Source organism: Candidatus Marinarcus aquaticus, assembly GCF_004116335.1.
GTDB lineage: Bacteria > Campylobacterota > Campylobacteria > Campylobacterales > Arcobacteraceae > Marinarcus > Marinarcus aquaticus.
In genome coordinates this window covers 84,616-96,707 of record NZ_PDKN01000009.1, presented here as the reverse complement: position 1 = coordinate 96,707, position 12,092 = coordinate 84,616, and the positions used below count along the sequence as shown (strand labels likewise).

The window sequence follows — 12,092 nt, the reverse complement described above, 5'->3', positions numbered from 1 at the left end:
TCAAACTTGCTTTTATGCCAATGCTAACTTTTGATTCATATAATCAGAAAAAGCATTTAAAATTACTTGAGAATCTTCGTCGTTATAGACACAAATACCTGCATTTTTTAAATCTTCAAGTGGCAGTGCATTCGTTTTTGGCACGATGATCGCATCAAAATTATTCTCTTTAAACTCATTCACAAACGCTTCATTGTTTGCAAACTTTTGATTTTTCAGGGTTTCAACACCAACAATATCATTATCACTTACATCCAAAACAGTCAAAAACTCAGCCTCTTCAATACTGCTTGCACTGTGTGAAATATAACTCATATTATCTTTAGTAGGAAATACAATTCTCATTTGTTGTCCTTATTTAAACAATGTTATTCAAATTATATAGTCCAAACAGACTGGAGATTCATTCAACAAGGGAGCCAGATGTATTAATAATTATTAGGAGTAATTACTTTTGAACATATGTGCGAATCATTCAATCTATTTGAACATATGTTAGAATTTTAACAAATTAATGAACATATGTCAATATAAAATTTGCCAAATTTTTTAATTTATGCTAAAATTCGCAAAAAAAAGATAAGCATGGCAAGAGAAAAAGTACAACGAGAATTAACCTTAACTTTACAGAGTAAATATTTTGGTCCAAAAGATATTGAACCAGCCGAAACCATCGTACTTCTTCATGAAGAGATTGAAGCCATTCAACTTATGAGTATCGAGAACATGTATCAAGAGGATGCCGCCAAAAAAATGAATGTCTCTCGTGCTACCTTTTCTCGAATCATTAAAAATGCACGACGTAAAGTTGCAATGGCATTAATCAATGGTTATAACATTAAAATCCATGAAGTGAAAAATGATTTCTCAGTAGCAGTGTGCTCTTCAAGTAAAACTGAGCTCAATGACATCAGTTTATATTCAGAGTATATTTTTATCTTTCATATTCAAGATTATAAACTCACCTCACAAATGCTCATTAAAAACCCTGCATTTCCAAGAGAAAAAAAACCTTCACAACTCTTTCCTAAGCTTTTTCAAGAGCAAGAGGTGAACTATTTTATCACTGATAAATTAGGGGTTACGCTTAAAAATGCGCTCATTGCAAAAGGGATTTATCCTATTATTAAAGATAACAACACCATTAATATTGATAAAGTCGTAGATATATTTAAGTAGGTAGAAGAGTTAAAGTTCGTGCTTTAACTCTTCTAATCGTGCAATTCTGTCTTGTGTCGTAGGATGTGTTCTAAACAGATCAGAAAACTTTGTTTCATGTCCACTGAATGGATTGATAATAAACATATGAGCCGTTTGTTCGGTTGCGTTTCTGACTTCCCCTCTTTTAGCGTACTGTTCGAGTTTTCCTAACGCGCTTTGAAGTCCAGCAGGGTTTCCTGTCATACGTGCTGCTCCTTCATCTGCAAGATACTCTCTGCTTCGACTCACGGTCATTTGAATAATCCCAGCAGCCAGTGGTAAAATAATTGCTAAAAGAATCATCACCACAGGATGGATGCCTCTTCGACTGTCACCAAAAATTGCTGAAAATTGCAAAAAATTTGCAATCATTGCAATCGCACCTGCAAAAGTTGCTGCAATGGTTCCTATTAATATATCATAGTGTTTGATATGTGAAAGTTCGTGAGCAATAACGCCTTCTATCTCTTTTTCATTGAGCAGGTTCAATAAACCTTGTGTCACAGCAACTGCAGCATTTTCATGGTTTCTTCCTGTTGCAAATGCATTGGGCACATTATCAGGGATAATATAGATTTTAGGCATTGGCAGTCCCGATTTATAGACCAACTCTTTTACAATTTTATACACCATATGGTGTGAATCTTGTACTTCAACGGCATTATAATGTGCTAAAACATGTTTATCAGAATAGTAATAGGCGTAAAAATTCATTCCACCTGCAAGTAAAAAGGCAATCAATGCACCGTTGGCTCCACCAACATAAGCACCCACAAACACAAACAATACGGTTAAAAATGTTAATAAAATAACCGTTTTAACTTGTTCCATTGTATCTTTCCTTTTAGTAGTTTAAAATAGCATTATTGACTAACTATCATTAAATTCTATTTAAAATTGATTCACTTTTATAAGGAACTTTTGCACTGGGTGAAGTTTTTGAAGTGGTCTCTAAATGCACATCTTGGTCATCAAAGAAAATGTCTGCACCAAAAGCATTGACTACCTCATATTTATCCACACCACCTAAAAAGAATGCTTCATCCAAACGTACATTCCAAGCATTCAACGTACGTATGACCCTTTCATGTGCAGGAGAATTACGCGCCGTAATAAGTGCCGTTCGTATGGGTGTTTTCTCTTCAGGATATTTACTTTGAATATTTGAAATAACGCGCAACAGTTTTGCAAAAGGTCCTGCTTTAAGCGGGTCACTGGCGTGCTGAAGCTCAAACTCTAAAAAGGCTTCTAAACCTTGTGTTTTATAGACTATCTCTGAGTCTTCAGAGAAGAGTACTGCATCTCCATCAAATGCAATTCGCACTTGATTGCTTTCCACATCAATGGCATTATCAAAAGGCAAAATTCTTGCAGCTGCTACTCCCATATTAATGGCATCTTGCACATCGTTTTCATTGGCCGATAAAAAAAGATCCACTTTAAATGGTTTCAAATATTTACTGATGTTATTTCCACCCGACCAAGCTGAACGTTGAATATCAAGCTTGTATTGGTCAATCGATTTTGTAATACGCAGACTGGTTGCAGCATTATTACGTGAAACAATGATTACTTCAACTTGTTTTTCAGGAAAATCTTCATTGATTTTTAAAAGGTTTTTAACCAATCTAAAACCCGTACCTTTTTTCAAGGTCTCTTCTTCATGCTCTATTTGATACTTATAGTATTCATCCAAGCCACTTTTTTCAAAAATTTTATTCTCTTCTTCTAAATTAAACAGTGCCCGAGATGAGATGGCTATCACCAGTTTTTTATCTAAATCGTACCCCACGACATACTCCAAATTATAGGAAAATTTTACAATTATACTAAAAAATAATAAAATATAGTTTGAGAATATCCTTTAAAAGGAGTGATGATGCTCGAACTGTTTTTAATACGTCATGCGAAATCATCGTGGAAAGATCTCACCCTTGATGATTTTGAACGTCCACTGAATAAAAGAGGAAAATACTCTGCTTTATTTATGTCTGAAAAGCTTTTAAAAAAAGCAGCTATCCCCGATATGATTCTGTGTTCTCCTGCTAAAAGGGCAAAAGCCACGTCCAAACCTTTTTGTAAAACCTTAAAAGTATCCAACATTCATTTTGACCCTTTGATTTATGAAGCTTCAATGCATGATCTGTACACCATGATTAAACAGATCTCTCCATCACACAAAAAAGTGTTTTTAATTGGACACAACCCTGAACTCAATGCATTAGCATATGAATTAGTACAACATCAAGAAAATATTCCTACGTGTGGCATTGTGCATATACAATTTCATACGCAATTGTGGGAAAATGTAACGCAAGAGTGTGCGAAAAAGGTCAATTTTTATTTTCCTAAACAATATAATGATTTTTTCGATTATTTTTAGTTAGTTAAAAGCAAAATATCTTTACAATTTGATTAGAAATAATTTTTTAATGACGGAATTGCTTTGATGAAAACACTATATATAATGCGCCATCCGCAAAAATCTACATCTAATGTAAAAGAAGATAATTTTGATTTAAAACTCTCAGAGCATGGAATTGAACAAACCCATGAAATGGGTGAGAGACTTCGTCAAATGAATATTCAACCTGATTTAATTGTCGCAAGTCCTGCTAACAGAACACGAACAACCGCTGAGATTATGGCTTTAGAGCTTAAGTACAATAAAACCATCATGTACAATGAAGTACTGTATCAAGCCTTTTTAAATGAACTCATAGAGACCATCACCTATACGTTTGATACGGTTAATGAACTGCTTTTAATTGGACACAACCCTTCATTGACCGCTTTAGTTTTGACATTGGTGGGACACAAAGATGAAGTCAAACCAGGCAGTGTACTTAAAATAGAATTTCACACGGATTCTTGGATCAATATTGCCAAAGAGAATGCGCATCTTATTTGGCTTGAAGAGGTTAATTAAAGTTTTATTTCCCTAAACAAAATGAGCCAAACATCACATCCAACATCTCATCGTGTTGATACGGTCGAGTGATATTTGAGATGTGTTGTAACGCCTCATTAATATGATGCGCAAAGAATTCCAATTCACCTGTTTGTAAAGGCATGTTTGCTTGAAGAATATACCCTAAGGTCTCTTCAACTGCACTTACTTGTCGTTTAGATATAAGTGTCATTCCTTCAGTTGATGAGTTATTATCCAAAAGTTTTTCCAATGCTTGAACCAATGGATTGATACTTTGTTTGGTGCTCAGTTCAATATGAGAAAAAAGAACACTTTTATCAAACTGTGCATCTAAATCAACTTTATTCAATACAGTTATAACCTCTTTATCTGTGATACTCTCTAAAAGTTCAAGTATCTTTTTATCTTCAGCATCCACTTTTTTTGAGTTATCAAACAGTGCAATGATAATATCGGCTTCATTGACAGCTTCTAAAGATTTTTCAATACCAATTTTTTCAATCACATCACTTGCTTCTCGAATACCTGCAGTGTCTACAATCTTAATAAGGTGTGTACCAATTTTTACACTCTCTTCAATGGTGTCTCGAGTTGTCCCTGCAATATCAGAAATAATGGCTCTATCAAAGTTTAAAAGCTTATTTAAAAGTGAAGATTTTCCTACATTGGGTTTTCCAATGATGGCCACTTTAAAGCCTTCAATTAAACCTTCACGTCGTCTGCTGGCATTAAGGGTGTCATGCAGTTTTTCCATGATTTTTTGAAGTTTTTGCTCAATCTGTAAGAAGATATCTTCAGGCAGATCCTCTTCAGCATAATCAATATTTACTTCCGTATATGCCAACATAAAAAGTAAATCTTCTCGAATAGATTCAACAAATTCGACCAACTCACCTTTGAGCTGTTTGGCTAAAAGCTTAACCGCATCTTCACTTCTGGCTTCAATGATTTTAGCTATGGCTTCTGCTTTGGTTAAATCAATCTTTCCATTTAAAAATGCACGTTTTGAGAACTCACCTGGTTCAGCTAATCTGGCACCTTGTTTAATCACTTCATCCACAACCAGACTTGAAATGGCCAAACCACCATGACATTGAAACTCTACAATATCTTCGCCTGTAAATGAAAAAGGATTTTTAAAATACAAAATCAAAGCCTCATCCAAAACTTCATTTTTGGAATCATACAGTGTGTTCAGTGTTGCGTATCGGGGAGTTAATTCTTTTCGTTTTGAAAGTGCAAGAGCAATGTTAAGGGCATCCTTCCCACTTACTCTTACAATAGAGATAGAACCAATGGCATTTGCTGTAGCAATGGCTACAATCGTATCATCAAAGCTCATAAAAATTTACTTTGCTTTATACTCATTGACAAGCACGTACTTATCGCCTCTTTGATTGGTTTTCACTGCCACATACTTATCAGGGAACTCTTCTCGAAGTCGTTTAAGTGCAATATGCACTAATATACCATCAAGTGGTTTTGTTTTATACGAACCATTTTGTTTGATGTTCTCAATCACTGGTTCTAAATAGTTATGAATCGCCTCTTCTTGATTTTTCAAGAACTCAGCAATCTCTAATCGAAGCATCAATCCATACTTTTCATTGATCCAGTTAAACAGAATATAGGATAAGGCTTTGTATCGGTATCCTTCTTTACCTATAAGTAAAGCAGAGTCTTCACCTGTAAACTCAATGTATACCGTCTCTTCATCATAAAAATCCACTTTGATTTCATCAAGCAAAAAACAGGTTTGTCCAAACAACATATTGACATCTTTTTTGATTTCATCGATGATCTCTTGTTGGTCTCTTTTAATAAAAAGTTTGTTTGATTTTTCATCAAATTTTTCATTACATTCAGTGTAGAAGTTATCAAAAATAGAGTCTTTTTCTTTGAGTTTGGGAGTAGATTTGTATTTTTCAAGTTCACGTTTTGCTTTTTGGCACTCTTCGCTGTGCTCATCTTTACAGTTTTCAGCAATTTTTTTCGATACTTCTTCTATTTTAATACAATTTTTTCGATATTTTGGTTCTCTTCGTCGATTATGGTGATGGGCGCCACGCCTTGGAACAGCCATAATAATGGCTGTTTTTCGTCCAAAACCTAAAAACCCTTTACTGGATTGTTGAATAATATCAATTTTTAAATCAGTTATAGAACAATTAAATTCATTAGTCGCCAGTTCATAAGCTTCTTCTAAACACGTTGCTTCAAACTTTTTCATAATAATATCCTACTATTTTTTAATGGCTTTTTGTTTTTCAAAGACTGAATTAATATAGTATTGTTGCCCTATAGTAAATACGTTATTGATAAACCAGTACAGAGTTAATCCAGCTGGGAACCACAAGAAAAAGAATGTAAATACTACTGGTAAAAATTGGAAAATTTTCTTTTGCATCTCATCTTGAAGTGTATTTGGTGTTAACTTTTGTTGTAAGAACATTGATGCACCCATTAAAATTGGTAATACAAAATATGGATCCATTTCAGCTAAATCGTGAATCCAGAAAATCCACTCTGCCCCTTTTAACTCAATTGAGTTCAATAACACACGGTAAATAGCAAAGAATACTGGAATTTGTAAAATCAATGGGAGACATCCACCCATTGGATTTGCACCATGTTTTTTATACAATTCCATCATTGCTGCAGATTGTCGTTGTTTATCATCTTTATATTTGGTTTGAAGATCTTTGATTTTTGGCGCAAGCTCTTTAAGCTTTTGCATAGAAACCATACCTTTATACGATAATGGGAATAAAATCAGTTTAATAATGATTGTCAATGCAACAATTGTCCATCCCCAGTTCCCAATATATGTTTGTAAGAATTGTAAAAATACAAACATTGGTTTAGCTAAGAATGTAAAGAACCCATACTCAATTACATCAACAAGTTCTGGGTTTAATTTATGCAGTAAAATATGCTCTTTTGGTCCTGCGTATCCACTTACGGTTAAATCACCATTACCGTGAATAAACATTTGTGGGTCTTTGTTTCCATCTTTCATTACAGAAACAGACATGCTTTTATCAAAGTTATACAACACACTTGTATAGTATCGATCAAATGCTGAAGCAAATTTAACACCCGTTAAACTCTCTGTTTTTTCCATATCACCATCAAGAAAAGTGGTGAGTGTTCCATCGTTGAGCTTTAAAAGTGCACCATGGTCTGCATACATATCAACCAATACATTTGGTCTGAATCCTGTAGTTAAGAAAAATGTTTGTGGTGTAGAAGTTTTGACATTTACATCATAGTGTCCATCAGGATAAAATGTTAATGTTTTTGTTACAACTACAGATGAAAGAGTTTGTGTTAAAACCAATTCTTGTTTATTTTGAGTTGCATCAACAGAAGCTTGACTTGCAACCACATTGGTTTTAAATGCTTCTTCATTGATATTCGCATCAGAAAATCGAACTTCTAAAGGTCGTAACTGATTTAAATCAAACAGTTGAATCTGTTTTTGATCTTCATTGACATACTTTGTCTCTAAAAGTGTTACTTGAGCAATTCGACCTAAATTATCAATTTCATATTTACTTTTATTCGTTGTAACGGTTGCAGCAACATTTTTAGGAGCTAATCCCAACGCTGGAGCAACATTTACACTGTTTGTATTTACATCACCTTGAACCATTTGTGGTGCTTGGTTCATCTCATTTGCTATACTTGGAGCTTGGTTACTTGTCACTTGTTGAGCTTGTTGTGTTTGTTGTGCTTGCTCTTTTGCTTTTGCCTCTTGTTGTGGCTTTAATACTAAAAACTCATATGCTAAAAAAAATGCAAAAACGACCAATGTCATGACGAGCATTCGTTTTTGCATACCTTGATTATTATTATTTGGACTCATTCTTCTTTTTATACTCCCAATTTTTTATTACGTAAAAATCATCTTTATTGATTGGCACGTACCAATACTTTACAGCTATTTTTTTAAAGACAATATTCTGTTTACATTTATATTTGATTACAGGGTAATCGCAACCACCTATAAAAAGCTGGTTACATTTTAATATGCGTGTTATTGTAAAATAAATCGCCTTAAATATACTATTATTTTCACACTGCCAAATGGCATATTCTGAACATGTTGGGTAGTATCTACAACTTCCTGGAGTAAGCGGGGAGATAAATCGTTGATAAAACTTAATCAAAAGTTTTAAAAGCGTTCTCATTTCAGTAACTCTAATCGTTTAAATGCGAATTGAAAATCTTTTTTAAGTTTTGCAAAATCATTTTCATGTATTTTATCTTTTGCAACAAAGATATATTTTCCAGTGAGTGTTTTGTTTTCATAAGATAAAAACAGAGCACGTAGACGTCGTCGTGCTCTGTTTCGATGAACTGCATTACCGACTCGTTTCGATGTTACAAATGCAGCGTATGTCTCTTGGGCAGGTTTATAAAAAGCGACAAAGGAATCAGTGTGCCACTTTTTACCAGACTTATAAAGTTCGTTAAAATCTTTTTTACTGTTAAGTCTGTGTTGTTTACTTAAACAGCTAATCTCTTTCTACCTTTAGCTCTTCTAGCACTGATCACTTTTCGACCACTTTTAGTCTTCATTCTTACTCTGAAACCGTGTGTTCTTTTTCTAGGCGTGTTGTGCGGTTGATATGTTCTTTTCATTGTCTTTATGTCCTCTTTTTACAAATTAAGTTGCGGATTATAGTTAAACTAAGCTTAAGATTTAATTATATTAAGCTTCTTTTCAAGATTTATCTTTAACCTCTTACCAAGTTTGCTTGAATCGTTTTTTTCTCTCTTTTTTTAAGTGCTAATTCATAAGAAAAGGGTTTATAACCCTCTTTCCGCACCAAAATATTAAGTTGATTGCCTGCAGGTATTTTAATGGTTAAAGCTCCTGTTCCTCTGTATTTTCCATTGATATAGACTTCGTTGTCTTGTATGTTACTTCTAATGGTTAATTCTGCCATGTTGTCTTTGATTTCATCAATCTGTCTGAGTGCTAATTTAGCTTTTTTGTCCCCTTGAGAGTTGGCCAACTCAAACCAATGAATGGCCAAATCGATGTCTTGTTTGACACCAATTCCATTGAAGTAAATATTGCCTAAAACCACTTGTGCTTTTACACTTCCACTGGCAGCGGCCAATTTATAAAGTCGAATGGCTTTATTAAAATCTCTGGGAACACCCAAGCCCAATTCATACATATAACCCAGATTATATTTTGCATTGGCCGCATCTTGTATGACTTCCATAAACACTTCGTACGCTTTAGAATACTCTCTGTTCTCTAAGGCATACTCTCCTTCATGAATACTTGTAGAAAAAAGTGCCGTGAACGTTAAAAAAAGAGCGACCAAATACTTCATCAAAAACCTTTAAAATGCGAATTACGAAATCTGCGCTTGAATTTCACCGTTTATTATATCAAACTTGACATCATTTCCTTCTTTAATTTTATCTTCTAAAATTAAATCGGCTAATTTATCCTCTACTACTTCGTACAACGCTCTTTTCAGAGGTCGTGCACCAAATACAGGGTCAAATCCGACTTGGGCAATGTACTCTTTGGCACTTTGAGTGAGTGAAATCGTAATCTCTTTTTGTGCCACTTTTCGTTTGATATCATCAAACATAATATCCACAATATTGGTAATGGCATCCAATCCCAGTTGTTCAAAAATCACGATGTCATCTAGTCGGTTTAAAAATTCTGGTTTAAAGTACCCCTTGATTTCATTCATCACTTCAGCTCGTCGTTGCTCTTTATCTGAAATTTCAATGATTTTAGCACTACCAATGTTTGATGTTAAGATAATAATGGTGTTTTTAAAATCAATCGTCACTCCCTTGTTATCGGTTAATCGTCCATCATCTAATACTTGCAGTAAGATATTAAACACATCAGGATGCGCTTTTTCAATCTCATCAAATAAAATTACACTGTACGGTTTTCTTCGCACAGCTTCAGTTAACTGTCCACCCTCATCATATCCCACATACCCAGGAGCTGCACCTATAAGACGGCTGACTGAGTGTTTCTCCATATATTCACTCATATCAAAACGTATGAGTGATTTTTCATCATCAAACAAAAATTTTGCCAACGTTTTTGCACTTTGTGTTTTTCCCACACCTGTTGGTCCTAAGAACATAAACGATCCAATTGGACGATTCTCTTGACTTAACCCTGCTTTGTTTCGTTTAATGGCTCGACTGATCGCTTTGATCGCTTCATCTTGCCCTACCACATCCTCTTTAAGTACCTCTTGTACTTTTAAAATACGCTCTTTCTCACTTGAAAGCATTTTATTGACTGGAATTCCTGTCCATTTACTTACAATGGCTGCAATCGAGTCTTCATCCACACTGTTTCTTAAAAGTGTTCCATTTTCAACCATCATGGCCCATTTGTTTTCATTCTCTTTGATTTTAGCTTCCAATTCTGGAATATCTCCATATTCTATTTTGGCTGCTTCATCAAATTTTGACTCTCGTTTGGCAATGGCTGCTTTGTTTCGTAGCTCTTCTATTTTAGCTTTGATACTTGAAGCTGCATTAAAGGTCTCTTTTTCAGTCTCAAACTGTGTTTCAAGTCCTCTTTTTTTCTCACCTAAATTGGCCAACTCTTTCTCTATCTCTTCAATTCTGGCTTTGTTTTTCTTTTTATCTTCCATTAACAATGCTTGTTTTTCAACATTGAGTGTGGCAATCTCTCTTTTAACGGTTGAAAGCACTACGGGTTCACTCTCAATTTGCATTTTAAGCTCAGCTGAGGCTTCATCAATTAAGTCAATTGCTTTATCCGGCAAAAATCGGTCCCCAATATATCTTTCAGAGAGTTTAGCAGCAGCTACTAAAGCACTGTCATTGATTGTAATATTGTGGTGCGTTTCTAATCGCTCTTTTAATCCTCTTAAGATATGTATGGCTTCATTGACGGTTGGTTCATCTACTGAAACTGGTTGGAATCGTCTTTGAAGTGCCGCATCTTTTTCAAAATACTTTCTGTACTCTTTAAGTGTCGTTGCTCCAATGGTATGCAACTCACCACGTGCAAGAGCTGGTTTTAAGATATTGGCTGCATCCATGCTTCCTTCACTGGCACCAGCACCTACGATGGTGTGAATCTCATCAATGAAAAGAATAATATTTCCTGCTTTTTTTACTTCATCAATCACAGCTTTTAGTCGGTCTTCAAACTCACCTCGATATTTGGCTCCTGCAATAAGTGCACTCATATCAAGTGTAATCACCTTTTTATTTTGAAGACTTGTTGGCACTTCACGGGCTACAATTCGTTGCGCTAAACCTTCAACGATGGCTGTTTTACCCACACCTGGTTCTCCCAGCAAAATAGGATTATTTTTGGTTTTACGAATGAGAATTTGCATCATTCGTTGCACCTCTTCATCTCGACCAATCACAGGGTCAAGTTCACCATCAATGGCTTTTTTATTTAAATCAATTCCATATTTCGCCAATGAGTCTAACACATCATCACCACTTTGGCTCTCTATTTTAGCCCCACCACGAATGGATTCAATGGTCTTTTTAAACTCGTTCATATCCACATACTTAGAAATCACCTCTTTAAAGAGTTTATTGTCTAAGTTTGCTAGGATAAAAGTATCTATGGCAATATATTTATCCCCACTGCTTGACATCAAGCCCTCTGCTTTTTGTAAAGCATCCACAACGGCTCGCCCTACTTTGATATTGTCTTTGGTTACACTTGATACTTGTGGCAGTTTTGAGGCATAACTTTTAACATCCAACTCAATGGCTGTTTTATCTTGATTCATTTTATTGAACACTTGATTTAAAACAGAATTGGTATTGGTTAACAGTGCCCAGATAATGTGGACAAACTCCACTTCTTGGTTTTTATTATGCAGTGCCAAAGCAACAGAAGACTCTATTGTTTCGGCGAGTTGATTGGTCAGTTTTTCAAAAATCTTATTCATATTAGCAC

The 12,092-nt window shown here is 34.8% G+C and carries 14 protein-coding genes; 3 read left to right on the top strand and 11 right to left on the bottom strand.

Annotation, left to right across the window (positions count from 1 at the left end; genetic code table 11):
- Window positions 1-12: 12 nt before the first annotated feature.
- Window positions 13-345: a NifB/NifX family molybdenum-iron cluster-binding protein gene (locus CRV04_RS11335; protein WP_128996964.1), complete on the bottom strand. Its 333-nt coding sequence runs from the start codon at window positions 343-345 to the stop codon at window positions 13-15.
- Window positions 346-585: 240 nt separating this feature from the next.
- Between CRV04_RS11335 and CRV04_RS11330 the strand changes: the two genes are divergently transcribed.
- Window positions 586-1,179 (top strand): DUF134 domain-containing protein, encoded by a 594-nt coding sequence (locus CRV04_RS11330; RefSeq protein WP_128996963.1) that lies wholly within the window; start codon window positions 586-588, stop codon window positions 1,177-1,179.
- A 9-nt stretch (window positions 1,180-1,188) separates the two neighbouring features.
- Here the strand turns inward: CRV04_RS11330 and htpX are convergent, their stop codons facing one another.
- A complete protein-coding gene (gene htpX, locus CRV04_RS11325; RefSeq protein WP_128996962.1) occupies window positions 1,189-2,031 on the bottom strand; it encodes a zinc metalloprotease HtpX in 843 nt (280 codons plus the stop codon).
- Between the two features lie 49 nt (window positions 2,032-2,080).
- Window positions 2,081-2,992, bottom strand: a complete 912-nt coding sequence (locus tag CRV04_RS11320; protein WP_128996961.1) for a 5'-nucleotidase — start codon at window positions 2,990-2,992, stop codon at window positions 2,081-2,083.
- Window positions 2,993-3,079: 87 nt separating this feature from the next.
- On the opposite strand from CRV04_RS11320, the gene CRV04_RS11315 reads away from it, so the two are divergent.
- Together CRV04_RS11315 and CRV04_RS11310 are read left to right on the top strand one after the other, a co-directional pair.
- Entirely contained in the window at window positions 3,080-3,583 is a 504-nt protein-coding gene (locus CRV04_RS11315; RefSeq protein ID WP_164969160.1) for a SixA phosphatase family protein, read from the top strand.
- A gap of 66 nt (window positions 3,584-3,649) precedes the next feature.
- Window positions 3,650-4,129, top strand: coding sequence for a SixA phosphatase family protein (locus CRV04_RS11310; protein ID WP_128996959.1), 480 nt, complete (start codon window positions 3,650-3,652; stop codon window positions 4,127-4,129).
- A 4-nt stretch (window positions 4,130-4,133) separates the two neighbouring features.
- Here CRV04_RS11310 and mnmE read toward each other — a convergent pair whose 3' ends face one another.
- The 8 genes from mnmE to CRV04_RS11270 form a co-directional block, all read right to left on the bottom strand.
- On the bottom strand, window positions 4,134-5,474 hold the full coding sequence (gene mnmE / locus CRV04_RS11305; RefSeq protein WP_128996958.1) for a tRNA uridine-5-carboxymethylaminomethyl(34) synthesis GTPase MnmE: 1,341 nt from the start codon (window positions 5,472-5,474) through the stop codon (window positions 4,134-4,136).
- A 6-nt stretch (window positions 5,475-5,480) separates the two neighbouring features.
- Complete coding sequence (locus CRV04_RS11300) at window positions 5,481-6,362, bottom strand: Jag N-terminal domain-containing protein (protein ID WP_128996957.1); 882 nt, start codon at window positions 6,360-6,362, stop codon at window positions 5,481-5,483.
- A 12-nt stretch (window positions 6,363-6,374) separates the two neighbouring features.
- Window positions 6,375-8,000: a membrane protein insertase YidC gene (yidC, locus tag CRV04_RS11295; RefSeq protein WP_128996956.1), complete on the bottom strand. Its 1,626-nt coding sequence runs from the start codon at window positions 7,998-8,000 to the stop codon at window positions 6,375-6,377.
- On the bottom strand, window positions 7,987-8,325 hold the full coding sequence (gene yidD, locus CRV04_RS11290; protein ID WP_128996955.1) for a membrane protein insertion efficiency factor YidD: 339 nt from the start codon (window positions 8,323-8,325) through the stop codon (window positions 7,987-7,989). Before yidD ends, yidC begins: the two co-directional genes overlap by 14 nt.
- Entirely contained in the window at window positions 8,322-8,657 is a 336-nt protein-coding gene (gene rnpA / locus CRV04_RS13055) for a ribonuclease P protein component (RefSeq protein ID WP_128996997.1), read from the bottom strand. The genes yidD and rnpA overlap by 4 nt, the downstream gene beginning before the upstream one ends.
- Complete coding sequence (rpmH, locus tag CRV04_RS11280; RefSeq protein ID WP_128996954.1) at window positions 8,645-8,779, bottom strand: 50S ribosomal protein L34; 135 nt, start codon at window positions 8,777-8,779, stop codon at window positions 8,645-8,647. Before rpmH ends, rnpA begins: the two co-directional genes overlap by 13 nt.
- A 95-nt stretch (window positions 8,780-8,874) precedes the next feature.
- Window positions 8,875-9,486, bottom strand: coding sequence for a PEGA domain-containing protein (locus tag CRV04_RS11275; RefSeq protein WP_128996953.1), 612 nt, complete (start codon window positions 9,484-9,486; stop codon window positions 8,875-8,877).
- A gap of 21 nt (window positions 9,487-9,507) precedes the next feature.
- On the bottom strand, window positions 9,508-12,084 hold the full coding sequence (locus tag CRV04_RS11270; RefSeq protein WP_128996952.1) for an ATP-dependent Clp protease ATP-binding subunit: 2,577 nt from the start codon (window positions 12,082-12,084) through the stop codon (window positions 9,508-9,510).
- Window positions 12,085-12,092: the final 8 nt, after the last annotated feature.